Consider the following 25,816-nt stretch of genomic DNA (forward strand, 5'->3'; position numbering starts at 1 on the left):
TCAGAGCGAGATGCGCCGGTACGGCGCGAGGAGGGCCGAAACCCCTAGAGGCAGCTCGGTCATCACCGTGCCGGAAGCCGCCTCGCGGGCGTCGTACCAATGCCCCACCAGCAGCAGCATGGCGTGGCGGATAGCCGCCGGTACATCGGCGGGCCCGCCATATCCGGCAGTGAATGTCACCGACACCGCGTCCTCGCGGCGCTCCGTCGCCGGCCAGGAGCGGTGTGCCAACCGAACATAGGGGCCGAGCCCGTCCGCCAGTACACCGGAATAGGCGTCGGCGTCGAGCACCTGCACTGCCTCGGCCGCATCGCGATAGGCGATGCTCTCCACCGAGAGCACCGGCGCGAGCGGCAGGCGGAGCTTCCCGCCGGCGGGAAACCCGCAGTAATCCTGCCGCCACGCCTGCGTCACCAGCGCCCGGCCGAGGATGCCGGACCAGCCGTCCAAGTGGGCCGCCGCCGCATCGATCAGCGCGGCGATGTACAGGTCATCGTCGTCATGATCCACACGGAGGTGGGCCTTCGCCTGGGCAAGGCTCACCGGCGCCTCAGGCGGGGCGGTGACGCGGACGGGGGCGAGCACGGTCAGGCGACCGGAAGCTGCGCGGCGTGCGCCTTCACGATCACGGCGCCGGCGGCGATTGAGGTGCCGCTGATCAGGGTCAGCACCAGCCGGACATAGCGCTTGGCGCCGCGATAGCCCACTTTGTAGGTGCTGGCCGCCGCCAGCGCCGCCGGGAACGCGCCGTTGAGATCGCCAGCCGCCACGTCGGAAAAATCGCCCGAGGTGGTGGTGTCGCTCTCCTGAAGCTTGGGCGTGAAGTTACCGGCCCCGACGATGGCGCCAGTATTGATGATGACCGCCGCCGCGTCGAAGTCCGCGAGGTCGATGGCTGCCGAAGTCGTGGTGGCGGTGAGCACCGCCGGGGCCACGGCCTGCACCGCAGCGATGTTGGACGCAAGATCGCGCATGGTCTGTCCCTCAGAAGGAAAATGGAGAATGGCCGGCGGCCCAGCCGCCGCCGGCATGGGCCGGCTCAGTCCCCGAACTTCAGGAACTTCACGGCCTCGAAGGAGATGGCGCCGCCGCCCACCCGCTTGGTGGTGTAGAAGCCGACATATGGCTTGTTGGTGAGGGCGTCGCGCAGCACGCGGATGCCGACCCGGTCCACGATCTGGTAGGCCTCGCGGAAATCACCGAAGCCGATCGAGAGGGAGTCCGCCGCCAGCACCGGCATGTCTTCCGCCTCGGTGATGCCGAAGCCGAGCAGCATGCCGCCATACATGGCGTTCAAGCTGGGCTGCCAGAGATAGGCCCCCTGCGCATCCTTCAGCTTGCGCACGGCGGCGACCGTGCTGCGCGCCATCAGGAAGGTGGCCGCCTGGCGGTAGGGCGCCTTCACCGAATAGACGAGATCAATCAGCTTGTCGGAGCCGTTGGCATTGGTCCCGAAGCCGCCATCCGTCCCGGTGAGGACGTGCTGGAACGTACCCCACGGCCGGGTTGCGTCCGCCGTCGCAGCGGTCGGATAGGCCAGGATGCCCTTCGGCTTGCCGACGCCATCACCATTGATGAAGGCCGCGTTTTCCACGCGGGAGAACTTGTCGGCCGTCTTCTCCGCCAGCCACGCTTCGACGTTCCAGGAGGAATCGTCCAGCAGGCGCTGCGTGGTCTGCGGGAAGGCGTAAAGCTCGTGCACGGGGATTTCCCACTTGCCGAGCTGCGGGGTGCTGGTGGCCGGGCGCGGGCCGCCCTCGCTCACCCAGTTCGCAGAACCTTCCTGAAGGTCGTTGAAGCCCTCCAGGCGATCGGTGCCGATGGTGGTGACCGACGCCACCTGCCGCATCGGGCTCGTCTCGTAGATCCGCTTCACGATCCGGCCCGACGTGTCGGGGGTGACGGTATAACCGCCGTCCGGGTCGGAGCCCACGGACATGGACGCCATCACGGAACTGGGGGTGGCCCCGCCCTGGCGCATATAGACGTTGAGCCCGTCGCGATAGGCCTTGTACTCGGCCGGCGTCATGGCCCGGCCACGCTCGGCAGCGAACTGCGCAGCGGCGGTGGCATCGGTGGTGGCTCCGCTGCCACCGCCCAGCTCGGCCGCAGCGGCCTTGGTGGCAAGGTCCGCGAGCTGTGCCTGAAGATCGGTGATGGTCGCGTTGATGCGATCCACCTTCTCGGACTGCACGGCGTCGGCCTGCCCCTTGCGGAGGTCCGCGATCTGCTTGTCGTTTTCGGCCTTGAATTCAGTCCAGGCTTTCTGAAGCTCGGCCAGAACGGCGCGCTGGTCACCGCCTTCGGCGCGCACGGAGACGATACCGCGCGTGATGGCGCGCGGCTCAAAATTCATGGTCATGGTGGGGCTCCTAGCGGAGGGTTCGGATGGCCGACAGGATGTCGGCTGCGGTCAGGTCGCCTGCATCACGCGGGGCGGGCTGGGCTGCATCACGCGCACCCAGGATCGTGCTGAAATAGTCGGCGCGCTCCTTGCGCCCGATGCCGTCGCGCGCCATGGCCGCTTCCATGCGGCGGCGCGCCAGGATCGGCGCCGGGACGGCGGCGCGAGCGTCGGGCCCGGCATCGCCTGCATCGAAGGTGCCGTCTGCGAATTTCTGATCGATGGCTTCGGAGGCCGTCATGTAAGTGCCGTCCGATGTCCGCGACGGGCCGTCGAGAAGTGCCAGGATGTCGTTTTCCGCGATGCCGGTGCGCGCGGAATAGATCGCGGCCATGGACCGGTCGAACGTGTCGAACTTGTCGGCCGCGTCGGCAAAGTCGTTGCGGTTGCCCACCACGACGCCCCATGCCCGATGGATCATCAGCATGGAACCGGTGCCCATCAGCAGGTCATCGGCCGCCATGGCGATCACCGATGCCGCCGACGCCGCGATGCCCATCACCTTCACGGTGACGCGCGCGGGGTGCTCCGCCAGCAGGTTGTAGATGGCGAGGCCCTCGAACATGTCCCCGCCGGGCGAGTTCACATTCACCGTCACCGGGCTCGCGCCGATGCCGCGCAGGATGCCGGCCATCTTCTTGGCAGTGAAGCCCTCGCCGGTCCAGTAGTCCTGACCGATCACGTCATAGATGGAGACCGTGTTGCGGTCGTCGGCCTCGGCCGCCAACGGCCGGTCCGCCCATTCAGACAACGCGCCGGCCGGCGCATCCCAGCTATAGCCCTGGGGCCGGTCGAACGCCTTGGCCTTAGGCAGGCTGCGCAGGGTCATTGGTGCTTCCCTCGTTGGTGCTGCTGCTGCCGGCTGTATTCGGCGGGTCGTAATAGACCCCGCCCATGCCATCGGGCCGGGGGTTCTGGTCTTCCATCGCGCGGACATCATCGGGGCTGTAGACGCCCCATTGCATGCCCTTCACGTAGGCGTCCCACCGCGCCTTCACGTCGCCCTTCAGGAGGCCCTGCACGAAAAAGCGGGCGTCCAGCGCGTCCCATTCCTGCTCGGGGATCAGGTCGCGCTTGATGGCCTCCTGCCAGATCACCAGCCAGTCGTTCAGCGTGTAGGTGACGAAACCGATGCCCTGCTGCTCGATGCCAGACCCCCAGGAGGTGGTCTTTTCCGTGGCGCCGATCATGTGGGGCGGGACACCGAAGAACATGGCGATGTCGTAGCGCTGGAACTCTCGGTTCTGGAGGAACTGCGTGTCCGCCGCCGTCATCGCCACTGGCGCCACGTCCATGCCCTCTTCGAGCAGGATGGCTTTGCCGGCGTTCTCCGCGCCGCTGGCGACCTGGGTGAACGAGTCCCGCAATGACGCCGCCGCCTCGGGCGATAGCTTCATGGGGTGCTTCAGGATCACATTCCCGAACGAGCCATTCTTGAACAGCTTGGCCCCGGCCTGCTCCGCCTGGAGCGCCAAGCCCAGCGCCTCCCGCATGTGGGAGAGCACGGACAGGCCTGCGATGCCGTCCAACGACATGCCGCGCAGGTGCAGCACATCGCGCTGGCGCAACTTCAGCACCTGCCCATCCGGCCGCGACACGCTGTAGGTGAGCGACAGGTCATTCGCCTGCTCCACCTGCACCCGGTCGGGGTGGATCGGGATGAGACCGATCAGCCGCGCGCCGCTCATGACCTTGCGGGCATAGGCGTTCCCGCGCAGCAGCAGGTGCGCCTGCATCATGCGCTTGAACTCGTTCGGAGCCTGCCATGTGTTCGGCTTCACCGTGAGCACCTGGCGCAGCGGGTGCCCTTCAGCCGGCATCCGCACCGTCTCGCTCTCGCGGCGGATCAGGTCGAGCGGGAGCGAGCTGACCGTGCCGGCGATGATGTTCACGCACCGCCATGCCGCCGCCACCCGCATCGCCGTCGTTTCGTTCACCACCGCGCCGGATGCCGTCGCCATGGAGCCGCCCATGCGCAGGAACTCGCGCAGCTGATCCGGCGTCATGGCCGTGAGGTCGAAGCTCTGCGAGCGCGGGCCGCGTCCGATCATCGCGCGCAGTGTGTTCAGCAATCCCATCTGCGCCTCTCAGAAAGCCAGCACGCCGCGCGTCTCGTAGACAGACGGCGTGCTGGCCTCGCCCAATTCATTGTCTGCCGCCCCCACCGCCATCGCGACGGTCACGAGCCCGTCGATGCGCCCGCGTGAGCGGGCCTTGTCGAAGCAGCGATTCTCTTGGCCGTCCGCATCCACCTGGGCATTGGCCGCGCAGGAATAGGTCACCGGCGACGCCTCGATGGTGATCGAGCGGGCGAGGACGCGATCTTCGAGCCTCTCAATGGAGCGCGGCATAGTGAGCTGGCGATCCTCGTAGACCACCCGCTTGCCCTGGCCATGGGCCACCAGCCTCAGCCCCATCCCCTCCGGCTCATCCGGCCCACGATACCGCCAGACCGGGAAACCGATCTGCTCGCACGCCGCTATGAAGTCCGCCATGCCGGCGGGGTCGAAGGCCAGAAATTCCACCTCATGCTCCGCGCAGATGCGCTGCACCTGAGCCGCCACGAACGTCTTGTCGATCACCGCGCCAGGCACCGCCGTGAGGCGCGTTTCCGGGTCCATCGCCCACTGGTCATAAGGGGCGCCATCGGCCTTCGCCCGGTCCACGATCCCGTCTCGCGTGGTCCAGTAGAAGGTCTTCACCCACAGGTGACCGTCCGCATCCTCCCAGCAGATGGACAGGGCCGTCAGGTCGTTTTTCTTCGAGAGGTCCAGCGAGAGCCAGCAGCGACAGCCCTTGAGCTTCGCTTCGTCCACCGCGCCCTGCACGGCGGACCACGCCTCCTCCGCGATCCAAAACTCTGTTGCCCCAATGGGGATGCCGAAATAGAGCCGCTTCACCGACAGCGACGTGGACAGCAGAACCTTGGCCGTCGCCACCTCGCCGCGGATGTTCTCCACCGGGAAGGTGATCCCGAGCGCGGGGAGTGCCTTGGGCCACACCGCCTCGTTCTCGAAAACCTCTTCGCGGTCCTTCTTGTCCACCCGCGCGATGAACGCGAATGCCTGATCGTCCTTGATCTCGCCTCGCGCGACCTTCTGAAAGAACTCGCTGTAGGCCGTCCCCACCAGTTGCGTGGAGGCCGGTGTGTTCGTGCCCAGGAGCATCAGCGCATCGCCCGGCATCTTCGCGATGGCCCGTTGCCAAGTCTCGATGGCGTCGTTCGACTTGAATTCGTGGATCTCGTCCGCAAGCACCGCCGCCGGTCGCGGGCCGGAGATGGCCTCGCCGTTCGCCAGCGCCTGGAACTTCGAGCTGCTCTCCGGGTGCTCGATCTTCCAGGCGTTGTCGCCCTCGCCGCGGATCAGGACATCCCCACGGCTCTCCAGCGTCTCGCGCAGTTCCTCGGGCTCTTCATCCTGGCCGGGGATCGCGTGCCGGCACATGGCCACCGCGTCGGCAAACAACACGTTGGCGGTGCGCCGGTTCTGGCCAATCGAATAGATCTCGGCGCGAGGGATGCCATACCAGCCCATCATGTAGAGGCCGATGGCCGCCATGAATGGGCTCTTGGCCTGGCCCTTCCCAGTCTCCAGCCATGCCCGACGGAACCGCATCCGCCCGCTGTCCAGGCGCCAGCCGAACAGCGAGCCTCCGCAGAACACATGCCAGGGCAGCGGGTGGAACGGTTGCCCTGCCTTCGCTCCCGCCGTGATCGGCAACACCGCCGGCAGGAACCGCAGGACATGGCCCGCCTTATCCGGCCGCCAGTGTAGATCCTTGCCGTCTCGGTCTACGATGTCTTTCAGGTGGCGCTCAGCTTGCGCCGCGACGATCTCCCCGACGACGATCCTTCCCTCTACCGCGTCTCGCGCCCACCCGGTGGTCGGATCATCGGGCAGCTTTGCCGAGGAATTCATCCGACGCACGGGCCGCCCTCGCCTTCTTTTCGACCTTCGCCGCCGCAGCACGCCGGCGCGGCGCGAGCCCCAGCTCCGCCTCAAGGGCGGCGGCGTCCGAAGCCGCCTCACGCATAGCGGTGAAGTGCGGGCTGACCCGCGCGATGGCCTTCGTGTTGCCCCGCCTGGGCTTCGTCACAGCCCCCTGCTCAGCCACGATCCGCGACGAGCGGTCATAGATCACGTAGGCGATGATGAGCCGCTGGATGGCATGGCGATTGACCGGGGCGAGCAAGCTCCGCTCTTTGAGCTCGGTGGTCACGACCCGCCAATATTCGCCGGCCGCCTCGATCTCCATCTCGTCCGTGAGCAGCATCTGCCAATGCGGCTCCACCACGATGAGGCCGGAGCCTTCGACGACGTTCATGCGCACTCACCCCTACGGGGTGCCCCCCAACTTTTTGGTCTGCACGACCTCTCGGTGCGAAGGGAGGACCCACGCCGGTCCCAAGGCGAAGGGCCCCAGACTTTCGGATACCCCCCTAACCCCGTTCCCATGGCGGTTTTTTCGAGGCTAAGTATTTTTCCAGGCTCGCGGATATCTTCCACTAATTCAGATATCTTCCACTAAATCGTTGCAAATATGCAACATCACATGAAATCCTAGTGGATTACCTCAGGTTCCAGGGGTGCCCCGGGTCCATCGGGCGGCCATCCAACCCACACCCTGAGGCGTGGCCTCTGGCTTCCTCGCGCTGCTTGGCGCCGTCATGGTGTGGCTTGCAGAGCGGCTGCCAGTTCCCCGTGTCCCAGAACAGCACCTGGTCGCCCCGGTGTGGCTTGATGTGGTCCACCACCGTGGCGGCCGTCACACGTCCCTCTCGCTCGCACATGACGCAGAGCGGATGAGAGGACAGGTAGCTCTTGCGGGCCTTGTCCCACCGGCTGTCGTACCCGCGCTTCCTGGCGCTGCCCCGCCGCTGGTCCACTTGCTGGTCGCGCTCCCTCTTGGTGCGCGGCCCCATGGGGCGGTGGAGAGGGGGACGCGTGGGCATCACCCGCCTCGGGTATGGTTGTGGGGATGAGTCGTTGCGACCGACCCATCCCCAATCACCCCGCGCAAGCCGCGCACGGAGATGAGCAAATGACGGACGACGCCTCGAATCCACCGCTCCGCGCGCTGAACCCAGACGAACTGCGGCTGCATGACGTTGCCGCGCAAATCGGCCTCATGGAGCTTCTGCGGCGCGTCATCGCTGATGTGTACTTCGACCCTGATCCCTCCGCCTTCCGCGACAACATGGCCCGCGTGGAGCGCTCCGTTGTCGATGGCTTGATGGAGAGAGACCTTTTCCCCGGAAACCCCGCGGGTGGAGACGTCGTTAAGGCCATGGCGGCGAACTGGATCTCCAGCATCATCACATCCGTCATCCACCCATCTGAGCGGCCCGGCAGTTAGGGAGCCGAGATTGGCGTGGATAGTTGACAACGGCGCGGCTTGGTCGCGCGTCCATTCCCGAAGCAGTCCGATCATGTCGGGCTGCTCCGCGGCCGGCATCCGCTCGCCTCGGCACAACGGAAGGTCAAGGCAGACCCCCACGCATTTGTCGCAGATGAACCCGGTCGGGCCGACGATGAGCTTCCTGACCTCATGCTGGATTTTGCCGCAGAACGAGCAATAAAGCGTCATCACCGCGCCCCAGCCGCGCGCAGCATCGAATGGGCGGCAGCGATCACGCCGCGCCAGAACAGGCAGCGGATGCGGGACATGCAGGGCCTCATGGGGGTGAGAGCAGCACACCGACGCGAGCCGCCTCATGGCAGCGCACGGAAATTCGTACAAAATGAGATAAATGCCGCGATTATTGCTTGTTCATTCGTACATTGTACGATACAACATTCTTACCGGGTCGCGGTGACCCGGTGAACCGAAAGGAGGTGAGACGTGTGAAAGTCCGGAAGGTAGTGCTGAAGATCAGGTTTCTTGGTTGCAGCCTGACCCTGATCATCAGCTAAGCCCAAGGGGATCGGGAGAAATCCCGGTCCCCACCGGAACGGAAGCGTCTCACCTCCTGAAGTGAGGATACCATGGACAACGAGGTGTTCAAGGTGTGGCGGAAGACCTTGGGGCTGACCCAGGCCCAGGCCGCAGAGGCCCTTGGCGTTTCCAAGCCCACGATTGAGAACTATGAGCGAGGAACCCGCCGGGACAACGGTGCCCCGGTGGAAATCCCAAAGCACATCGCCCTTGCTTGCGCGGCCATCTACCACAAGATCGGGCCGTGGACGCCGGAAGAGTGACGCGCCGGGCGATCAACCCCAGCGGCCGTGGTCAGCCTCCGCATGTGCTCCCACGGTCTTGAGGCGGTCAGGACGGGGCCTACCGCAACGGATCGAGATGCCGACCACTCGCTGCCCACCCCGGCTTGCGTTCGGCTGCGGCGGTAATGTGGCGGGCGCTGGCGCAGCCTCATTTCCAACTCAGAAGTTCCCATGTGAGGAGCACATGACGGGCAGAAGACGAGATGAAAAACGCGAATGGACAGTTCACAACTTAGAGGAGCTTCGTCAAGCGCTTGCGCTCATAGACGCCAGCCTACAGAACCTTGTTCTTACCTACGGTGTGTTCGTCGGATTGAACCGCGCAGCTCTGGGAACAGGTATCAGCGGCCCTGCCGTTCCGAGCCTTCAAACAATCATGTTCGACCAAATTCAGCTGATGATGTTTCGCATTAATGCCTTAACCATCCCGCCAAATAGAACGACGGACATCAGCCTATGCACATTTCGGGAGGCCTTGGCTTCGCCAGATCTCATGAGCGCCTTGGAGGCGTCTTCGCGCAAGTGGGGTATGGGAGTGATCCCAGAGCAGCAGGCTGCCGCATTCCAGTCTCGAATCGCCTTCGTTAATAAACGAATCGAACGCCTTTATAGTCTTGACCTTAAATCTATAAGTATTTTTAGAAATAAAGCCATTGCCCACATAACTACTGAAGCAAATTCTGTGCAGAGGCCAGCACTAAAGACCATATGGCGCGCCACGAAGCTATCCATAGCCATTGGGCATGATCTTAATTTCGTCTTCGGAGACGGCCTTAACACGGACTATATCGGCATGGGTAAACGCGCGCGGGACTCCGCACGTAGCCTTGTCGAAAACGTCATATCCTCACTTAAGGTTGATGGCGCTCCGCGATAAGGAGTGCCCTAGCTCCACACGCAGTGGATGCCGCAAAAACCTCGCTGGAGCGAGGTTTCCATGTCGAGGCGCAATGATTTTGAGTAGCAGAAATGGATCACATGAAAGGGTCTGTGTCAACCACCCTTGATGCCGGCGGTGCGAGTAATCTCATTCACGTGGCGCGGAGCGTTCACCAAGTCATGCTCCACCTGGGGCCCGGTCACGCTGATCGGGCCGCTTCCTTTGATCTTCTGCCGGCTGTAGCCCTCCGCGACAAGACCCCACCACTCCACAAGCTGGTCAAGCGCCTCAATGAGCCGGCCCGTGACGTAGCCATGGGCCCTCTTGTCACTCATCCGGGTATAACGCTGCGCCATGGTATCGATGGTCACCCCCTCGCCAACGATGCTGATGAGGATCGCCGCGGAAACCTTCCCCACCGCCTTGTTCGTCGCGGCAAGTTCCCTTGCGGCGTCGATCACCTGATCACTCACAGGATCACCGACCCGGCCGGTGTGCAGTTGCTCCCGATCAATGTCCATCGCCCGCAGCGGGCCGAGCTGCGAGAACTCGTACAGCGCCCGATACCTGTCGCCCGCCTCCTTCTGCGCTGCGTTCAGGCGCTTCCTGGCGGCCATGTGCTCAATCGGGCTCTCCCGCATGTTGCAGGGCACGGACAGGCGTGCACCGGGCTCCCAGGGGTCGGGAACGACCTTGTATCCGCGCTCGACGTTCTGAGGCTCATCCGGCGCGGCCTTGGCCTTACGCTTGCGGCCGGGCTGCACCGGTTCCGGGTTGACCACGGCCCGGGCCAGTGCGGCCGTGCTGATGCGCGTCGCCAGCTTCACCCCGGCGCGAACTGCCACTTGCGCTGCCCGCTCCCGGCTCAGGGCGCGGGGTAGCGCCTCCCTTAGCCGCAGCGCACGGCCCTCAGCCGCCGCCAGCCGGTCCCGGCATCGGTCGATTCGCTCCAGCAGCGTGCACATGTGCTCCGCATTGCCAGCCTCAGCAGCCTTGGACACCTCCGCTTCGGCCTTGGCGATGGACTTGCGCCAGCGGGAGGCCGCGCCCTCGGCGGCAGCGAGGCGGGCGCGGGCGTCGAGTTTCGTGGGATTCGTCATGCGGTGGGCCTCCTGCGAGTGGTCATCCTGCGAGAGAATTGTGCTGGTTTGCCGATACGTCGTCCTGCGGCCCGCGCCGCGCGCGATTCTGCTCTTCGGCATATCGGGTGAGATTTTCCCTGACGAAGGCCTGCACCTCCTTGTCCGGAGGGCATGGGCGCCTTCTCAATCCATTCGGTTTGTCACCGAACCGGGCCTTGAACACGAAGTTCGCCCACGCGCGTTTGTAGTCGCGAGCCTCCGCCACATGCAGCAGCATCGAATACCAGCGCTGGCGCTCCGCCCGCGCCAACCGGGCTTCGTGCTCCTCCAGCCGCACCAATTCCGCAGCCTCCGCTTGGGTCAGCGGTGTCCCGCAATTCGGGCAAACGGGTTCGCGGTGAGGGCGCAGACGCCCGCAGGTGGGGCACTCCCGCGGCAAGGGTCGGCTGCGCGCATCGGCCTTCAACCGGCGGTCGCCAGCATCGAGCGCGTCATGCTGGATGTCGGTAACGAATCCGAGGCGCCGATGCGTGTCTGAGCAATCCAGGATCAGGCAGTCGTTCTTCCCAGGTGCAGTGCGTAGTCCGCGCCCGACAATCTGGACGAATAGCATCTCCGACTTCGTGGGCCGGGCCAGAAGGACGCAGCGCACGTCCCAATCGACGCCCGTGGTCAGCGTGCCGATGTTCACCACCACCTGGAGGGCACCGGCGTGAAACGCATCGCGGATGCGATCACGCTCGCCGCGCGTGGTGTTCGCGTCCACGTAGCCGGCGGCGACGCCCGCCGCTTCGAACGCGAGCTGGAGGCTTTTCGCGTGTGCCCGGTCAACCGCAAAGCACAGTGTCGGCAGACCTTTTCCGAGGCATTGCCAGGCACCGACCACTGCAGCCACGAGCTCAGGGCGGTCCATCGCCTTGGACAGATCACCCTCATGGAAGTCGCCCGCCTTCGTGCGCACGCCGGTCAGGTCCGGATGCGCCGAGGCAAACACGCGGAAGGGCGACAGCACCCCAGCGTTGATCATCTCCAGCGCCGTCGCACCAACGATCAGGTGCTCATAGTGCCGCCCGAGGCCCACCGCCCAGGGCGTTGCGCTCAACCCGATGAACGGCACCCGGCCCCATGCGGGATCCGCCATCCATGTCTCGAAGAGGTCGAACCAGCGATGCGCTTCATCGATCACCACGACATCCGCGGCGGGAATTCCGCGGCTTCGGAGCGTCTGGACCGAAGCCACCTGTACCGGCTGGCTCGGGTCCGTCAGCGGGTGGTCCGCCTGGATGATGCCGATCTCTTCGATGCCCTCGGCTCGGAATGCCGTCATCGTCTGGTCAATCAGGCTGGTGGCAGGAACCGTGAACAGCACGCGGTTGCCCCTGGACCTGGCTCCCTTGACGATTTCAGCCGCAACCCGCGTCTTGCCGGCGCCGGTGGGCAATTGCAGCATCACCCGCCGGGCCCCACCGATAATGGCTTGTCGCAGATCGAGGAGGGCCCGCTCCTGATGGGGGCGAAGGGGCTTGCTCATGCCCGACCGCCCTTACCGTTGGCGGCATCCATCAACACATTCAGGTGCTCCATGAAGGAGACCTGCGCCTCGCTCACGCATATCTGGCAGGCGAGTGGGCGCTCATCCCAGCCCAGCAGGAGGTCGGCCAGATCCTCCGCGAGTTCCATGAGCGCCCGCTTCGTCCGGGCAAAGGCCTCGGCATGGAAGGACGCCGCGCGGCCGGGTGGCCAGCTCACCTTCTCGCGGAAAAGCTCGTTGGCGAAATAGGCACCATCCTTGCGGAAGGCGGAAAGATGGTACCTAGCCTCATCCCAGGCACGGTCCAGATCGCTGGAGGGAGGCTTGCGCTTAGTCATGGCGATGGACCTCGACGAAAGCACTCCGAAAAGCCGCCAGCCACTCCGCGTCATGGTCTGGAGCTTCCGGCGGCCACTGGGCAGGTGGCTCCAGATGGGTGGCAGGCGCCGGCTCGTTCCTCTCCCGTGATGCTGGCAAGCTCCAGGTCATCGCGTCGCGGGCCCTCGCTGCGCTCGGGTTCGCAAGCGGTCTGGCCTCGGCGAGGGGCGGGTAGTACCGGAAAGGCTCTCTTCGAGATGTGGGGTGCGGCTTCGCCGCTGGAGGGGTGGGACACCTACTGCGAACGTCGACACAAGCGCCGTGATGGTGTTCGCTGCGCATGTCCCGCTCTGCGGCTGGCAAAATCTTCCCGGCCTTCAACCTGCGATAATATGTCGAGCGCGAGATCCCCATTGCCTTGCACTGCGCGACCACAGACGTGGCCTGCACCTCCTCACGGGTGCGGCAGCCAGCCGCGCGGCGTCGCTCCTCTTTCCGGCGCCGGTCACACTGGCGCATCATCTCACGCCGACGCAGCTTCCGTTCTTCGGCGCCGCAATCCGTTGCGCCGATGGTGGTCACCCGCGCTGCCGTGCGTTCTGCCATGGTCAAGCGAATGAGACGGGCCGCTGTGTCGGCTCGAAATAGACGCGGTTCCTTGATGGCCCGATCAGCGATGTCCTGCACCTCGCCATGGCTCAGCTCAGGCACATGGCGTGCGCACCAGCCAGCGAAGCGGTCCGCCACCAGGGTCAATACATCCGCCCGCCCGGCGCGGCTCTCCAGCAGGCGCGGAATGAGGCAATGCCCCGCAAGGATGGCATAGGCTCCCCCATCGTCAGTGTCGCAGCCGCCGGGCCCGTAGCGCAGGTTGATGATGCGCTCGATCTCGTGGAGCCTGATCGTCGCGATGGGGCTCCGGCTCCGCCTCTTGCGATAGCCGAGCACGGCGGCACCCACCTTCACCTTGCGGGCGCCCTCGGGCACGACATGGAGCGAATCGGCCGCGCCTGGATCGCCTTCCTCGATCACGGCCGCCGGCAGGTTGCGTCTGACGAGGGCGCTCATGACGCGCCTCCCTCGACCGGGATCGCCATCAGCACCAAAGGCGTCGAGCACCCTGCCGTCGCCCTCCTGGATCACCGCCCCGAAGCGGGTCCGGTCGTCATACACGGCAACTTCCCGATGGACATCGCTGGCGAGTTCGCGATATGTTCTATCTCGTTCAGCGCCTCCAACCTGAACCAAGTGACCCGCCCCGAGAGCTCCCGCCCGAGCCTCGGGGCTTTCGCTTTTCTGGAGGGGGCTCATGCGGCGCCCCCATCTTGATCGTGTTTTAGGCCGCGCATGAACGGGCCACCCACGTTGTGGAACGCGGCGAAGATGTCCTCGAAGCCGCGCTTTGGTCCGTGCTTGATCTCTATGTCAGCAGAGGCAAAACAGTAGTCGGTGTGCGCCGGCCCGTGCTCCTCCTCGCCGTAGCCGGCCAGATGATCGACCAAGCCGCAGAAGCCCTGAGCCATGACGTGGCACACGATGGTTGCGATCCGGTCCTCATTCCGGGCCGTCGCATAGGCGCGGGCATTCCCCCCGGCAAACTTGCGCGCGATTTCCACCATCCGCTTCACGTCCCGACGGGGGACGAACGCGCGGGCGAGTTCCTCCATGTCCACCCACAAGAAGTCGGGCTCATCGTGCGGAGGCGTGAAGAACGAGACCTGCTTGCCACGGATCGTGGCCTCTCCAACCTTCGTGCTCATGCCGCCGCTCCGAGGTTGGAGAAAAACCGGCGCAGCTCCTCCCGGCTCGCGCACCAGCGCCGGCCCACCAGCTTCGCAGGCAGAGACCCGCCCACCAGCATTGTGTAGGTCTGCCGCGGGGTGCGGCCGATCTCCGCCGCTATCTCCTTGATTCCCCAAACGAGCCCAATGCGGTTTTCCTCCGCCCGTTGCCACCGCCGTGCCATGTCCGCCTCGAATCTTAGGTTCAAACTTGAGATTATAAAATGACGATCAGTTCCCTAGAGTGTCAATCTCAAACTTGAACCTACGCCGAAACGCTGTAGCCTTCAGGTGCGGACACGGGGTGCGGGACAATGGAATACAGCTACAAGCAGGTCGAGGCGGCGCTGGTAAGAATGTACAGGTCTGCGTTCGCGTTTCCAGATCAGGAATGGGAATGCGATCCAGAGGTTAGAGCCTTTGCCGAAGGAGCTATCCGCGGGCGGCTAAAAAACATGCAAAAGATGGGCATCGCTCCATCGCGACCCGGAACAGGAAGGCGTATTTCATACCGAATAGAAGACATTATGCTATGGGCATTTTGCCTTGAACTCGCAGAATGCGGCTTAGACCCAAAAAAAATTCAGTTATTTATAAAAAGATACTGGCCGATGGCCTGGGGATCCATCGATACTGACGCTACAGATGATGCAGACACACTGTTATCATTCAGGCCCGCTTTCCTAAGCTCTTGGTCTGTGTCTGGAGATTCTTTCATTACATCATGGAATGAAGCAGAAGTGCACCACGTCGGCGAATTCGATATTTGGGACAATTGGCGTGGCCGTCATGGAGCGCCGCACCCGCACAGCTCTATGCGAACCGAAGATCCCAAAGGGGCATTACGCAGGGTCATCAGCGTCAACCTCAGCGCTCTGTACCGCACCGTCCGCGCTGCCCTTGAAGCTGTCACGAAGCCACCGCCAGCCGGCTCCTGAGGGGCCGACCGAGCACGTTCCATGTCGCGTTCCATGTCGCGCGGAATTGCCGTCACCGCGCGAAAATCACCGAAACTCAAGGGAAACAGCGCGACATGTTGCGAGTGCCCTATAGTGGGGCTCTCCGGAATTCGCCGTTTGATTTCAGATAGTTGTGTTGGCTGGGGGACCTGGATTCGAACCAGGATTAACGGAGTCAGAGTCCGCGGTTCTACCGTTGAACTATCCCCCACCATCTCGCCTGCCGCCGCCGACCGAAGCCGGAAGAGCGGGGGTTCGAGGTGTTTGCCCGTGGGCAGGGGCGCTTGATACGAAATTCGTCGAAGGTGGTCCAGCCCCTTTTTGAGTCATCCACAGGCTCGCACTCATACAGAGTGCGCATTGGTGCCATGCACAAGCCCCCCTGTTGCGCCGCATCGCTCCGGCCTATCTGTGGGGAAGCTGATGGAGTTCGAGATGGCTACCGTTCACGCGAGCGCCCCTGAGGGGCACGGTTTCGTCGCACGGGTCGGTGCCGCGATGTCCGAGTTTTTCGCGGCTGTCGCCGACGCGCGCCGGATGGCGGATCGCTATGAAGATCCCACCCATCTTGGCAATAGCGAGCGGGAGTTCATGGGCCTGCCCCGCGAGGACGAGGCGGACACCACCCTCCATCCGCGGCATTGAATTTCAGCCGGCGGCGCCGGCCTGTTCCAAGGTTTCGTTTCCTCCCAAGGACTTAATCCCGCTCATCCATGATGGGCGGGATTTTTCTTGCCTCCTATTCCACCCGCACGGTCACGCTGTCGGCCCGGCCGGCGGCGTCGATGACGGTGATGCGCGCGAATCCGCGCCCGGCCGGGTTCCAGAACAGCACCCGCCGGTCCTCCGCATGGGCCGCGGGGCGCCCGTCCACCAGCAAGGTCAGCGGCAGCGTGCCGCCCTCCACCTTCACCGCAAAGGCGCCATCCTCGCCCGGCGAAGCCTCTTCGGCATTGTCCCGCGCCACGCGCGCGCCATCGGGCGGGTAGACCACCTGCATGCCCCGCCCCTCCCCCGGCCCGCCGAAATGCCGCTGGGGCGGCGGCAGGCGCGGATTGGCGGCCACGAGCGCGCCGCGCGGCACCGGTCCGAGGGCCGCCGGGGTGCGCACGATGCGGGCGAAAGCGTCGAACAGCAGCGGCGCCGCCGCGCTGCGGCCGGTCAGGTCGGACACCGCCTGCCCGTCGGGACGCCCCACCCACACCGCCACCGTGCGCCGGCCGTCGAAGCCCACCGCCCAGGAATCGCGATAGCCGTATGAGGTGCCGGTCTTGAAGGCGATGCGCCCGCCGAGCGCGTTTTCCGGTGCCGGCGTGCCGGTGAGGCACTGGCCCACATACCAGGCCGCCACCTCGCCCACGAGGCGGGCGCGGCGGGGTGCCGCCAGGACCCCGTCGTCGCGGCGATAGACGAGGGGGCGCGCCTCCCCGCCCCGCGCCAGCGCGGAATAAAGCATGGCGAGATCCGTGAGGCGGATGCCCACGCCGCCGAGGCCCATGGGCAGGGCCGGTGCCGCGCCCGGCGGCAGCTCCAGCCGGGCGCCGGCCTCCTTCAGGCGGCTGGCGAGGCGCTGCGGCCCCACCGCATCCAGCAGGCGCACCGCCGGCACGTTCAGCGAAAGCTGCAGCGCCTTGCGCACGGAGAGGGTGCCCTGGAAGGCGCGATCGAAATTCTCCGGCCGCCAGGCGCCGAAACGCACGGGGCGATCCTCGATCAGCGTCTCCGGATGGGCGATGCCGTCGTCGAAGGCGAGCGCATAGATGAAGGGCTTGAGGGTGGAGCCGGGCGAGCGCACGGCGCGGGCAAGGTCCACCTCGCCGGCCCGGACCCGATCGGAAAAGTCGGCCGAACCCACATAGGCGCGCACCTCGCCGCTCTCGTTGTCCACCACCAGGAGTGCGGCGGAGAGGCCCCGCCCCAGCGCCTGCGCGCGCTCACGCACCAGCGCCTCCAGGCGCTCCTGGAGCGGCCCGTCGAGGGCGAGCGGGTGGCGGCTCAGGCCGGGCCGCTCCGCCACCATGTCCTCCGCGAGGTGGGGCGCGAGGCGCGGCAGGGGCCGGCGGCCGTGCGGCACCGGCTCGGCCTTCGCCACCCGCGCCTCGTCGGCGGAGACGACGCCTTCCCGCAGCAGGCGGTCGAGCACGCGGTCGCGCGCCGCGCGGGCCGCCGCCGGGGCGCGATCCGGCCGGCGCGCCTCGGGCGACTGGGGCAGCGCCACCAGCAGCGCCGCCTCGCCCAGGGTGAGCCGGCGTGGCTCCTTGCCGAAATAGGTGAGCGTGGCCGCCCGCACGCCCTCGATATTGCCGCCATAGGGCGCGAGCGTGAGATAAAGCGAGAGGATATCCGCCTTGGAGAGGCGCGCCTCCAGCTCCAGGGCGCGGCGCATCTGGGCGAGCTTCGCCGGCAGGGTGCGCGGGCGCGGCGGCTCCAGCAGGCGCGCCACCTGCATGGTGAGCGTGGAGCCCCCCGACACCACCCGCCCGGCGGTGAGCCCCTGCCACGCCGCGCGGGCCATGGCCACGGGATCGATGCCGCCATGGTCCGCGAAGCGCTTGTCCTCATATGCCGCGATAAAGGTGACGAGGCGCGGGTCCACGTCCTCCGCCGTGGCGGCGAGGCGCCAGCGGCCATCGGCCAGCGCGAACGGACGCAGCAGGCGCCCCTCGCGGTCCACCACCTCGCGCGAGACGGGCGGATGGGGCGCGGGCGGCGCCGCCCCCCGAAGCCCGGCGAGCCCGGCCACCGCGCCGCCGCCGATGAGCGCGAACGCCACCGCCGTCACCGCCACGAGGCGCACGGCGAGCGGGAGACAGCGCCCGGCGGTGGCGGCGGAAAGGCCGTCCGGGCTCTCGGGTCCGGTCGCGCTCATCGGGCCGGGGCCACCTCCACGGTGCCGGCGCCGGTGCGGGCGAAGCGGTCGGGGCGGTACATGTCCTCCACCACCGCCGGCGGGTGGGCATAGCGGCCGGGCGAGACCGCCCGCACCACATAGGCCACCACGAACGGGCCATCCCCCTCCTGCCGCGTCACGGAGGCGACGAAGCGGTCGTCGCGGAACTCCACGTGGCTCGCCTCGCTGGTTTCGTCGAGCCAGGCGAAGCCGCCGTCCCCGCCCTGCACGAGGCTGGGGTTCTCGATCTCGAAGCCCGCCGGCAGGTAGTCCACCAGGAGGATGTCGGCGAGCGTGCCCTCGGCTTCGCTCACCTTGAGCACCACCGCGAAGCGCTGGTTCTGGGTGGCCTTGGCCGGATCGGCCGGCTTGCCGTCGAGGGTGTAGTAGCTCCGCTCCAGGTCGAAGCCATGGGCGATGGCCGGCTCGGCCGCCGCCGGCGCGCCATTGATGGAGACCACCACCTTCACCGGCGCCGTCCCGGCGTTGCGCAGGGCCAGGGGCCCGCGCTCCAGCTCCGCGCGGGAGAGGGTGCGGCCGAACACGCCCCGCTCCGCCGCGCCGTTCACGTCCAGCACCATGGCCTTGGCGCCGTCCACCAGCGAGGCGGCGGCGAGGATGAGCCAGGCATTCTCCTGGGTGGAGGTGCGCTCGGTCCGCATCCGCGCAGCATCCACGCGGGAGAGGGCGAGGCTGGCATATTTCTCCATCCCCGCCTCGCGGGCGAGCACGGTGAGCGCCGCCGCATCGCGCAGCACGGAGCCGAAATCGGCCCGCCCCGCCACCGGGTCGGCGGGATTGGCCGGCAGGCCGTCCAGCGCCACGTTGAACACCCGCTCCGCGCGGGTGCGATCCCCCAGCAGCGCGAGGGCCGCAGCTACCTGCGCCTGGGCGAGGGGGCCGGTGAGGTTCTTCAGCCGCGTGTCGGCGATGTAGCGCAGGTCCCCCAGCGGCGCGCGGCCGTTGCGGGCAAGCACGTAGAGCGCGTAGGCGAGCCCCTCGGAGGTGGATTGCATCTCCGCCCCCGCGAGGTTCATCGTGTTGCGCAGGCGGTCAAGGGCGAGGGTGAACGCCTGCTCCGGCACCGCGAAGCCCTTCTCCCGCGCGCGGGTGAGGAAATCGGCCACATAGGCGTCGAGCCACGTGTCCTCGCCGCCGGCGCCCCACAGGCCGAAGGAGCCATCCGAGCCCTGGCGGGACATCAGCCGGGTGACGGCATCACGGATGCGCCCGTCCGCGCCCGGATCCGGCGCGCGGCCCACCAGGGCGGAGAGATCGTTGTAGGAGAGCAGCGGCAGGGCGCGGCTGGTGATCTGCTCGGAGCAGCCGTAGGGGTAGCGATCGAGGGCCGCCAGCAGGGCCGGCACGTCGATGGCGCTGTCCGGCGTCACGCTCACCGCCACCGCGCCGGTTCCGGGCAGGAGGTCGGCGAGCAGCGCCTTCGAGAGGGTCAGGCTCTCGCCGGGGGCGAGGGTGCGCACGGTGCGCCGCTCGATCTCCGGATAGGCCGGGCGCACGTTCAGCGCGAAGCTGCGGGTGATCTCCACCCCCTGCCCCGTGAGCTTCACCTCGATGGTGGCCGGGCCGACGCCGCGCCCCTCCACCGCCAGCCGCACCGGCAGGCGCTGCTTCTCCGCCAGCGTCACCTCCGGCGCCGCCTGGGGCACGGCGGCCGCGCCGGTGCCGGTGACGTCGAGACGGTAGATGCCGGCCGGCGCCTCCACGTTCGTGAGGTCGAGGGTCAGCGTCGAGCGGTCGCCGGCGGCGAGGAAGCGCGGCAGGGTGGCGAGCACCACCACCTTGTCGCGCACGGTCACGTCGGCGGAGGCATGGCCGAGCTTGTCCGTGCTCCAGGCCATGGCCATGAGCCGCACGGTGCCGTCGAAGGCGGGGATGGGGAAGGTGACGAGTGCCGTGCCATCCGCCGCCACCGGCACGATGCCGGAGAACAGGGCCAGCGGTGCCTGGGTGGGCGGGCTCGCCTGCAGCGCCGCCTCCATGCCGTCGCCGCCCGAGCGCAGGCGCCCGGCATTGCCCTGCATGCCGTCGATGAGCGCGCCGTAGAGGTCGCGGATCTCGGGCGAGAGCCGGCGCTGGCCGAAGATCACCGCATCGGGCGCCGGCGGCTTGAAGCCGGTGAGATTGAGGATGCCCACATCCACCGCCGCCACCGTCACGAACGCCTTGCCGCCCGGCTCGACGCCGGAAACGCGCACCGGCACGGCGAGGCTCTCGTTCGGCCGCATGGCCGCGGGCGGGGAAAGCTCCACCTTCAGGGTGCGAGCCTCGCGGTCCACGGAGAACCAGGCAAGGCCCAGGGCCCGGCCCGGCATGCGCCCGGCCGCCACATCCAGCGGCCGGTGCAGGAAGGCGACCAGATAGGCGCCGGGGCCCCAGCCCTCCGCCACCTTGAAGCTCACGGTGTTGGCGCCGGGGGAAACGGGCACCACCTTCTGCGCCAGCAGCCCCTCGTTCAGCACCATCACGGTGGCGGTGCCGGCGGTGCGGGCGGTGATGGTGGCCTCCACGCTCTCGCCGGTGGCGTAGGCCTTGCGGCCGAGGGTCAGCTCCAGCTTGTCGGGCGTGTCGGCCGTGCCGTCGCCGCCGAAGCCGGCATCGAATGCGAGGGAGGTGAGAGGCAGGCCGTCTCCCGTCACGTCGAGGCGGTAGCGGCCGTATTGCGTGGGCACCGAGAGCCGCGCGGGGCCGCCTGCGGGCACAGAAAGGCGCCCCTCGCCCACGCGGGTCACCACCTTCACCGGCTCATAGTCCCAGGAATTGCCCACCTTGTACCACTGGTAGCGGGTCTCGATCTTCGAGAGTCTCCAGCCGAGATCGGGAGCGGCGAGCAGCTTGCCGTCGGCGGCGGCCACCACCACGTCGAAACCGGCTGTCTCCCCTTCCCGCACGCGGTCGGTGAAGAGGGGCTTCACGCCGATGGTACTGCCCGCGGGCGCCACCGGCAGCACGATGCTGCGCTGCACGGCGCGGCCGCCCGCCTCCACGAGGCGCACCAGCGTCTCCATCTCCAGCGGCCGGTCGGTGCGCGGCAGGTTCGCGGCGGCCACCCGGAGCGTCGCCTTGCCGGCGGCGTCGGTGCGGGGCGTGTCGGCCACCGGCTGGCGCTCGGGCAGCACGTTGTCCTCGGCATTGCCGAAGCGGTAGCCCTCGAAGCCCTTGCGCTCCTGCGCGATGCGCACCTCGGTCTCCGCCTCCACATCGAGACCCGCGGCCGGCGCGCCGAACAGGAAGCGGCCCTCCAGCAGCACCTCGGACGGGCGGGCGCGGGAGAGCTTCCCATCCGGCGCGGAAAGGGTGAACTCCACCCGGTCCGGCACATAGTCCTCCACCAGGAAGGCGGCCTCGCCCAGGGCGGGGAGCTTCGGATCGGTGAAGGCGCGCACGCGCCACGTCCCGGTCATGGCGCCCTTGAGCAGGGCGAGGTCCACCACGCGGCCGCCGGCCGACTGGTCGGCCACCACCAGGCGGCGATCCTCCACCCCGTCGGGGCGCTGGAGCACCAGGGTGAGCGGCACGCCCGCCGCCGCGCGGCCCTGGGCATCGCGCAGCAGCACCGCGAGGTGCACCGTCTCGCCCGAGCGGTAGACGCCGCGCTCGGGGGTCACGAAAGCGTCGAGGGCGCGCGGCGCCTCGCGGCCGGCGACACCCCGGTCGGTGAGGTCGAATGCCGTCTCCTTCAGGGAGAGGAAAGCGTAGTCGCCGCTTTTGGTGCGGGCGATCACCACCTCCGGCTCCAGCCCCGCCGGCCCGCGCGAGAGGCCGGCGTCGAAGCGCACATGGCCGTCCGCGTCGGAGCGCGCCTCGCCCAGCACCTCGTTGGATTTCGCCACGAGCTGCACGCTGGCGTCGGCCACCGGCTGGGCGGTGCCCAGCGCGCGCACCAGCACGTGCACGCCATCCTGCCCCGAAAGGGCGGTGAGGCCGAGGTCCGAGACGATGAACCACTGGGTGGCCTCGGCGCCGTATTCGTCGTCGCCGAGCACCCGGTCAGGCTTGGCGGTCATCACGTAGACGCCCGGCTCCAGCTTGCCGACCGCCTCAGTGATGGGCACGGCGGTGGTCACATCGGCGTTGAGGGGGCTCTCCGTCTCCAGGATGCCGGAATAGACCGTGAGGGCGGTGCCCGCCGCCATCTGCTCGCGCACATAGGAATCGATATTCTGCCGGAACTCTCCCTGGATGGCGGTGGGCACCAGGGCCCGGTCGCCGATGCGCAGGATGTTCACCTTCACCGCCTGGGTGTTCACCGAGACGACGGGAATGCCCTTCTGTCCGGTGCGCGGCAGCACATAGTTGCGGCCCGTGAAGCGCACGGACGGCGCACGGTCGCGCACGTAGAAGGAGAGCTCGACCGGCTTGCGCAGGCTTTCGCCATTGGCCGAGGGCACGCCAGGGCGCACGCGCAAAGCGTAGCGCTCGCCGTGCTTCAGCCCCTCCACGCAGATCTGCCGCGCCTCGGCGGTCACCGCCGGCTTGTCCATGCCCTCCACCTGGACGAAGGGCGCGAAATCCGCCCCCGTGGCGAGGTCGTCGGAGAATTGCACGCAGGCGCGCGGGGCGGCGGCGTCCGCCTCCACCGTATAGTCCAGCAGGCGGAAGCCGTGCTCCTCCCTCAGCTTTTCATAGAAGGCGCGCTCCGTGGGCGCGTCGCGCAGGGCGAGGGAGGCCTTCATGGTCTCCAGCGCCGCGTTCCACAGCCCGCGCGCGGCATAGAGGCGGCCCACCAGGGCGAGGGCATCGGCCTCCGCCGCTGCCGTGCCGGCCCGGCGATAGGAGATGTAGGCGGCGGCGAGGGCGTTGTCGGTGAGGGCGCTCGCGTCCTCGTCCTCGCCGGGCTTGATGGCGGCGAGCGCGCGGGCGAGGCGCAGCCATCCCCCCGCGTCCTGCGGCTGCGCCACGGCGAGGCTGCCGTAGAGCGCGGCGGCGGAGCGGGCGTCGCCGCGCTGGAGCGCCTGGTCGGCGTCGCGGCGGGCGCGGTCGAGCGGGCCGGAAGGCGGGCTCGCCTCACGGCGGAGCTGGCGCTCGTAGCGCTTGGCGCCGGTCACGAGGTCGGCGCGCTGGAAGGTCTTGGCCGAAGCCGGCCGGGCGGGCGCGGCCGGCACCTGCGGGGCCGCGGTGGGCGCGGGCACCGCTGCCGGCGGCTTGGGCTGAGCCATCGCGGGGGCGAGGCTGAAGGCGAGCGCGCCGGCGCAGAGGACGCCCAGGGCGCCCTTCAGGCCACGCGCGGCGAGACGACGTGCGAATGTCATGGCCCCTCCCCCGATGCCGTGCATCGTGGCTCGAGGGGCATCGCTGTCGGGCGGGGTGCGGGGACCATCCGGCACATGGGCTCCCGCGCGACGCGACACACCCTCATGTCATCTGAAATGGCTCATCGGCACCCGCCCGCCGCATGCGCGATGCAGGCCGGCCCGACCCCGCGCAGACATCTAGACGCAACGGCACCGCTCCGCCAAGGGGGAATCGCGCCCACAAGACGCGGAAAGCCCTGAGCCGGCTCAGCCCCGCTCGGGCAGCAGGACATGGGCGCGCAGCAGATGAATGTGGCGCCGGCCGATGCGCGCCACCAGCCGCCGCTCGGCCTTCACGCCCGAGGGATGGCCGCCCAGCCGGTCGTAATGCTTGCGCGAGATCAGGAGGCCCTGGCCGGCATTGGGGAGCCCAAGCAGCGCCAGCCGTGCCGCCGCCACCGCCTCCCCCAGCCGGGGGCGCAGGCCGTAGCCATCCACCGCCAAACGGAAGGTGGCCGCCATGCGCTCGGCCTGGCCGCGCCGCTCGGCGGTCTCGATGAAGTTCGCGACCTCGCGCGCCCAGCCCTCCTCCAGGAAGGAGCGCGGCGACAGGAACAGCAGCCAGCGCCCGCGCGCGAGCGCCGCGCCCTGGCGCAGGCGCACGCCCACGTCGCTCACGGAGCTGAGAAAGGCGCAACCCGCGGCGTCGGCGATGGCGGCGGTGTCGTCTGTGGACCCGCTGTCGACCAGCATCACGTCGCGCAGCACCCCGGCGGTCACGCCCTGCACCAGCGCCGACAGCACCGGCACCAGCTGGCGTTCCGAATTGTGGGTGGCGATCACCACGGACAGCAAAGGGCTAAGGCTCCCGCATTTTTATGACAGCTATACCGCCGCTGCGCAGCAACGTCGATTCCGCGATGCACACAAGGTGAAGGCTGGAATGCCGCAACCGTGGCGCCACACCGCCGGCCACCGGGCTTTCTCCCGCCCGCCGGATATGGCAAGCGGAAGGTTCGCCCTCGCGCATCCTTATCGCGCATCCTTATCGCGCATCCGCGCCGGAATATCCCGATGAAGTCGTCCGATACCACCATTCTCATCGTTCCGGGCTGGAACGATTCCGACGCCGACCATTGGCAAAGCCGGTGGGAGAGCCGCCTTTCCGCCGCGCAGCGGGTGGAGCAGGCCGATTTCTCGCGGCCCGACCGCACGGCCTGGACGCAGGCGCTGAGCGCGGCCGTGGCTGCGGCGGAAAAGCCGGTGGTGGTGGTGGCCCATTCCCTGGGCGTGCTCACCCTGGCCCATGCCGCCCCCGGCCTGCCCGCCGGCAAGGTGGCGGGCGCCTTCCTGGTGGCGCCGCCGGACCTCGAAGGCGCCGCGCGTGACCCGCTGTTCGCCTCCTTCGCCCTGGTGCCGCGCGCGCCCCTGCCCTTCCCGGCCGTGGTGGTGGCGAGCCGCAACGATCCCTATTGCGCTTATTCCCAGGCCGGGGAGCTGGCCGCCGCCTGGGGCGCCGAGCTGGTGGACGCGGGCGAGGCGGGCCACATCAATGCCGCCGCCGGCTTCGGCCCCTGGCCGGAAGGCTCCATGCGCTTCCTGGGCTTCCTGCGCGGGCTCGGCTGAGCATCCCCGCTGTTAACAGGGCCTTAACCGTTTTTCTGGACCCGCCCCGCGTTTGCCGCTACCTGTTTGCGGATCAGGCATCACGCGAGAGCCGACATGCGGGAATCACAGGAACCGGCCGAAAATGTGCAGGCGGAGCGGGCACGCGCCTCCGTCCTTTCCTTCGGCACCGTGTTCCGGGCCAGCATTCTGTTGACGAGCCTTGCGCTCGCCGCATGCCAGACCGACGGTAGCGGGATGGCCTCTTCCGGTGGGGCCCTCGCCTTCGTCTCCATCGACGGCCCGCCCAAGCCCACCTTCGACAAGCTGGTGGCCGAGCTCTCCTCCGAGGCGCAGGCCCGGCAGGTGAAGGTGGCCGCCCGCGACGAGGCGAACGCCTACCGCGTGAAGGGCTATCTCGCCATGCATGTGGAGCGGGGCAAGGCCTCGGTGGCCTATGCCTGGGACGTCTACGACCAGAACAAGACCCGCGTCGCCCGCATCACCGGCGAGGAAAGCGCGGGTTCGGTGAAGGGCGCCACCGGCTGGGCCGCCTGCAACGACGCGGTTCTGGCGAAGATCGCCGACCGCTCCATGGCCGAGCTGGCGGAGACCCTGGGGGTCGCCGGCACCGCCCCGGCGGGCGCCCAGCCCGTTCCGGCGCCCACCACTGTCGCCACCGCCTCGGACACGCCGCGCGCGGCGGCGCAAGCGGCCCCTGCGGCGGCTGGAGAGGCAGCCCCTGCGGCGGCCACGGAGACCCCCGCGGAGGCGCCCGCGCAGCCCGGCAGCGGCGTCGGCCCGGTGGCCGAGGCGACCGCGCCGACCCGCGCTCTCGCCTACGCGGCGAACTGATCCGCCGCTTTACAAGGTCCCGCACAGGCGCCTATCAG

General features: G+C 67.9%; 23 protein-coding genes, 1 tRNA gene and 1 pseudogene. 7 read left to right on the forward strand and 18 right to left on the reverse strand.

All coding sequences use genetic code 11. The annotated features are described in order from the left end of the window. From V5F75_RS15680 to V5F75_RS15715, 8 genes are all read right to left on the reverse strand, one after another. The gene (locus V5F75_RS15680) at window positions 1-585 is read right to left on the reverse strand and encodes a head-tail connector protein (protein WP_394033720.1); all 585 of its coding nucleotides are present in this window, start codon (window positions 583-585) and stop codon (window positions 1-3) included. A 2-nt stretch (window positions 586-587) separates the two neighbouring features. Continuing rightward, a complete protein-coding gene (locus V5F75_RS15685) occupies window positions 588-974 on the reverse strand; it encodes a hypothetical protein (RefSeq protein WP_394033721.1) in 387 nt (128 codons plus the stop codon). Window positions 975-1,039: 65 nt separating this feature from the next. Continuing rightward, window positions 1,040-2,362: a phage major capsid protein gene (locus tag V5F75_RS15690; RefSeq protein WP_394033722.1), complete on the reverse strand. Its 1,323-nt coding sequence runs from the start codon at window positions 2,360-2,362 to the stop codon at window positions 1,040-1,042. 10 nt (window positions 2,363-2,372) lie between these two features. After that, the gene (locus V5F75_RS15695) at window positions 2,373-3,233 is read right to left on the reverse strand and encodes a head maturation protease, ClpP-related (RefSeq protein ID WP_394033723.1); all 861 of its coding nucleotides are present in this window, start codon (window positions 3,231-3,233) and stop codon (window positions 2,373-2,375) included. Continuing rightward, window positions 3,211-4,482: a phage portal protein gene (locus V5F75_RS15700; RefSeq protein WP_394033724.1), complete on the reverse strand. Its 1,272-nt coding sequence runs from the start codon at window positions 4,480-4,482 to the stop codon at window positions 3,211-3,213. The genes V5F75_RS15695 and V5F75_RS15700 overlap by 23 nt, the downstream gene beginning before the upstream one ends. A gap of 9 nt (window positions 4,483-4,491) precedes the next feature. Then, the gene (locus V5F75_RS15705) at window positions 4,492-6,324 is read right to left on the reverse strand and encodes a terminase large subunit (protein ID WP_394034082.1); all 1,833 of its coding nucleotides are present in this window, start codon (window positions 6,322-6,324) and stop codon (window positions 4,492-4,494) included. After that, window positions 6,296-6,730 carry a P27 family phage terminase small subunit gene (locus tag V5F75_RS15710; protein ID WP_394033725.1) on the reverse strand — a complete coding sequence of 145 codons (435 nt, stop codon included), beginning with the start codon at window positions 6,728-6,730 and terminating at the stop codon, window positions 6,296-6,298. Before V5F75_RS15710 ends, V5F75_RS15705 begins: the two co-directional genes overlap by 29 nt. Before the next feature lie 244 nt (window positions 6,731-6,974). Next, the gene (locus tag V5F75_RS15715) at window positions 6,975-7,358 is read right to left on the reverse strand and encodes an HNH endonuclease signature motif containing protein (protein WP_394033726.1); all 384 of its coding nucleotides are present in this window, start codon (window positions 7,356-7,358) and stop codon (window positions 6,975-6,977) included. Window positions 7,359-7,447: 89 nt separating this feature from the next. Between V5F75_RS15715 and V5F75_RS15720 the strand changes: the two genes are divergently transcribed. After that, window positions 7,448-7,762, forward strand: coding sequence for a hypothetical protein (locus tag V5F75_RS15720; protein ID WP_394034096.1), 315 nt, complete (start codon window positions 7,448-7,450; stop codon window positions 7,760-7,762). A 120-nt stretch (window positions 7,763-7,882) separates the two neighbouring features. Here V5F75_RS15720 and V5F75_RS15725 read toward each other — a convergent pair. After that, window positions 7,883-7,993 (reverse strand): annotated as a pseudogene (locus V5F75_RS15725) (ClpX C4-type zinc finger protein); the annotation flags it as partial. A 398-nt stretch (window positions 7,994-8,391) separates the two neighbouring features. On the opposite strand from V5F75_RS15725, the gene V5F75_RS15730 reads away from it, so the two are divergent. Both V5F75_RS15730 and V5F75_RS15735 read left to right on the forward strand, forming a co-directional pair. Then, the gene (locus V5F75_RS15730) at window positions 8,392-8,604 is read left to right on the forward strand and encodes a helix-turn-helix domain-containing protein (RefSeq protein ID WP_394033727.1); all 213 of its coding nucleotides are present in this window, start codon (window positions 8,392-8,394) and stop codon (window positions 8,602-8,604) included. A 205-nt stretch (window positions 8,605-8,809) separates the two neighbouring features. Continuing rightward, window positions 8,810-9,502 carry a hypothetical protein gene (locus tag V5F75_RS15735; protein ID WP_394033728.1) on the forward strand — a complete coding sequence of 231 codons (693 nt, stop codon included), beginning with the start codon at window positions 8,810-8,812 and terminating at the stop codon, window positions 9,500-9,502. A gap of 116 nt (window positions 9,503-9,618) precedes the next feature. Here V5F75_RS15735 and V5F75_RS15740 read toward each other — a convergent pair whose 3' ends face one another. The 5 genes from V5F75_RS15740 to V5F75_RS15760 form a co-directional block, all read right to left on the reverse strand. Beyond that, entirely contained in the window at window positions 9,619-10,605 is a 987-nt protein-coding gene (locus tag V5F75_RS15740) for a DUF6456 domain-containing protein (RefSeq protein WP_394033729.1), read from the reverse strand. A 22-nt stretch (window positions 10,606-10,627) separates the two neighbouring features. Then, on the reverse strand, window positions 10,628-12,118 hold the full coding sequence (locus V5F75_RS15745; RefSeq protein WP_394033730.1) for a DEAD/DEAH box helicase: 1,491 nt from the start codon (window positions 12,116-12,118) through the stop codon (window positions 10,628-10,630). Beyond that, window positions 12,115-12,456: a hypothetical protein gene (locus tag V5F75_RS15750; RefSeq protein ID WP_394033731.1), complete on the reverse strand. Its 342-nt coding sequence runs from the start codon at window positions 12,454-12,456 to the stop codon at window positions 12,115-12,117. The genes V5F75_RS15745 and V5F75_RS15750 overlap by 4 nt, the downstream gene beginning before the upstream one ends. Beyond that, on the reverse strand, window positions 12,449-13,609 hold the full coding sequence (locus V5F75_RS15755) for a hypothetical protein (RefSeq protein WP_394033732.1): 1,161 nt from the start codon (window positions 13,607-13,609) through the stop codon (window positions 12,449-12,451). The genes V5F75_RS15750 and V5F75_RS15755 overlap by 8 nt, the downstream gene beginning before the upstream one ends. Window positions 13,610-13,743: 134 nt before the next feature. Continuing rightward, window positions 13,744-14,196: a hypothetical protein gene (locus V5F75_RS15760; protein WP_394033733.1), complete on the reverse strand. Its 453-nt coding sequence runs from the start codon at window positions 14,194-14,196 to the stop codon at window positions 13,744-13,746. Between the two features lie 335 nt (window positions 14,197-14,531). Here V5F75_RS15760 and V5F75_RS15765 point away from each other — a divergent pair, with 335 nt between their 5' ends. Next, the gene (locus V5F75_RS15765; RefSeq protein ID WP_394033734.1) at window positions 14,532-15,155 is read left to right on the forward strand and encodes a hypothetical protein; all 624 of its coding nucleotides are present in this window, start codon (window positions 14,532-14,534) and stop codon (window positions 15,153-15,155) included. A 158-nt stretch (window positions 15,156-15,313) separates the two neighbouring features. Here the strand turns inward: V5F75_RS15765 and V5F75_RS15770 are convergent. After that, window positions 15,314-15,387: transfer RNA gene (locus V5F75_RS15770), tRNA-Gln, on the reverse strand. Window positions 15,388-15,599: 212 nt separating this feature from the next. Here V5F75_RS15770 and V5F75_RS15775 point away from each other — a divergent pair. Beyond that, on the forward strand, window positions 15,600-15,821 hold the full coding sequence (locus V5F75_RS15775; protein ID WP_509212098.1) for a hypothetical protein: 222 nt from the start codon (window positions 15,600-15,602) through the stop codon (window positions 15,819-15,821). A gap of 94 nt (window positions 15,822-15,915) precedes the next feature. On the opposite strand, the gene pbpC is transcribed toward V5F75_RS15775, so the two are convergent. From pbpC to V5F75_RS15790, 3 genes are all read right to left on the reverse strand, one after another. Further along, on the reverse strand, window positions 15,916-18,045 hold the full coding sequence (gene pbpC, locus V5F75_RS15780; protein ID WP_394033736.1) for a penicillin-binding protein 1C: 2,130 nt from the start codon (window positions 18,043-18,045) through the stop codon (window positions 15,916-15,918). Next, window positions 18,042-23,336, reverse strand: coding sequence for an alpha-2-macroglobulin family protein (locus V5F75_RS15785; RefSeq protein ID WP_394033737.1), 5,295 nt, complete (start codon window positions 23,334-23,336; stop codon window positions 18,042-18,044). The genes pbpC and V5F75_RS15785 overlap by 4 nt, the downstream gene beginning before the upstream one ends. Window positions 23,337-23,585: 249 nt before the next feature. Beyond that, a complete protein-coding gene (locus V5F75_RS15790) occupies window positions 23,586-24,164 on the reverse strand; it encodes a glycosyltransferase (protein WP_394034083.1) in 579 nt (192 codons plus the stop codon). 228 nt (window positions 24,165-24,392) lie between these two features. On the opposite strand from V5F75_RS15790, the gene V5F75_RS15795 reads away from it, so the two are divergent. After that, window positions 24,393-24,944 (forward strand): RBBP9/YdeN family alpha/beta hydrolase, encoded by a 552-nt coding sequence (locus tag V5F75_RS15795; RefSeq protein ID WP_394033738.1) that lies wholly within the window; start codon window positions 24,393-24,395, stop codon window positions 24,942-24,944. Window positions 24,945-25,181: 237 nt separating this feature from the next. After that, entirely contained in the window at window positions 25,182-25,778 is a 597-nt protein-coding gene (locus V5F75_RS15800; RefSeq protein ID WP_394033739.1) for a hypothetical protein, read from the forward strand. Window positions 25,779-25,816 lie beyond the last annotated feature (38 nt).

The sequence above is a fragment of the Xanthobacter albus genome (assembly GCF_043194895.2).
GTDB lineage: Bacteria > Pseudomonadota > Alphaproteobacteria > Rhizobiales > Xanthobacteraceae > Xanthobacter.

What these genes read in the sequence shown, in the direction of transcription:
- V5F75_RS15685 (WP_394033721.1), bottom strand. Translation starts at nt 974, where the DNA reads ATGCGCGATCTTGCGTCCAACATCGCTGCGGTGCAGGCCGTGGCCCCG.
- V5F75_RS15690 (WP_394033722.1), bottom strand. Translation starts at nt 2,362, where the DNA reads ATGACCATGAATTTTGAGCCGCGCGCCATCACGCGCGGTATCGTCTCC.
- V5F75_RS15695 (WP_394033723.1), bottom strand. Translation starts at nt 3,233, where the DNA reads ATGACCCTGCGCAGCCTGCCTAAGGCCAAGGCGTTCGACCGGCCCCAG.
- V5F75_RS15700 (WP_394033724.1), bottom strand. Translation starts at nt 4,482, where the DNA reads ATGGGATTGCTGAACACACTGCGCGCGATGATCGGACGCGGCCCGCGC.
- V5F75_RS15705 (WP_394034082.1), bottom strand. Translation starts at nt 6,324, where the DNA reads ATGAATTCCTCGGCAAAGCTGCCCGATGATCCGACCACCGGGTGGGCG.
- V5F75_RS15710 (WP_394033725.1), bottom strand. Translation starts at nt 6,730, where the DNA reads ATGAACGTCGTCGAAGGCTCCGGCCTCATCGTGGTGGAGCCGCATTGG.
- V5F75_RS15715 (WP_394033726.1), bottom strand. Translation starts at nt 7,358, where the DNA reads ATGCCCACGCGTCCCCCTCTCCACCGCCCCATGGGGCCGCGCACCAAG.
- V5F75_RS15720 (WP_394034096.1), top strand. Translation starts at nt 7,448, where the DNA reads ATGACGGACGACGCCTCGAATCCACCGCTCCGCGCGCTGAACCCAGAC.
- V5F75_RS15730 (WP_394033727.1), top strand. Translation starts at nt 8,392, where the DNA reads ATGGACAACGAGGTGTTCAAGGTGTGGCGGAAGACCTTGGGGCTGACC.
- V5F75_RS15735 (WP_394033728.1), top strand. Translation starts at nt 8,810, where the DNA reads ATGACGGGCAGAAGACGAGATGAAAAACGCGAATGGACAGTTCACAAC.
- V5F75_RS15740 (WP_394033729.1), bottom strand. Translation starts at nt 10,605, where the DNA reads ATGACGAATCCCACGAAACTCGACGCCCGCGCCCGCCTCGCTGCCGCC.
- V5F75_RS15745 (WP_394033730.1), bottom strand. Translation starts at nt 12,118, where the DNA reads ATGAGCAAGCCCCTTCGCCCCCATCAGGAGCGGGCCCTCCTCGATCTG.
- V5F75_RS15750 (WP_394033731.1), bottom strand. Translation starts at nt 12,456, where the DNA reads ATGACTAAGCGCAAGCCTCCCTCCAGCGATCTGGACCGTGCCTGGGAT.
- V5F75_RS15760 (WP_394033733.1), bottom strand. Translation starts at nt 14,196, where the DNA reads ATGAGCACGAAGGTTGGAGAGGCCACGATCCGTGGCAAGCAGGTCTCG.
- V5F75_RS15765 (WP_394033734.1), top strand. Translation starts at nt 14,532, where the DNA reads ATGGAATACAGCTACAAGCAGGTCGAGGCGGCGCTGGTAAGAATGTAC.
- V5F75_RS15775 (WP_509212098.1), top strand. Translation starts at nt 15,600, where the DNA reads ATGGAGTTCGAGATGGCTACCGTTCACGCGAGCGCCCCTGAGGGGCAC.
- pbpC (WP_394033736.1), bottom strand. Translation starts at nt 18,045, where the DNA reads ATGAGCGCGACCGGACCCGAGAGCCCGGACGGCCTTTCCGCCGCCACC.
- V5F75_RS15785 (WP_394033737.1), bottom strand. Translation starts at nt 23,336, where the DNA reads ATGACATTCGCACGTCGTCTCGCCGCGCGTGGCCTGAAGGGCGCCCTG.
- V5F75_RS15795 (WP_394033738.1), top strand. Translation starts at nt 24,393, where the DNA reads ATGAAGTCGTCCGATACCACCATTCTCATCGTTCCGGGCTGGAACGAT.
- V5F75_RS15800 (WP_394033739.1), top strand. Translation starts at nt 25,182, where the DNA reads ATGGCCTCTTCCGGTGGGGCCCTCGCCTTCGTCTCCATCGACGGCCCG.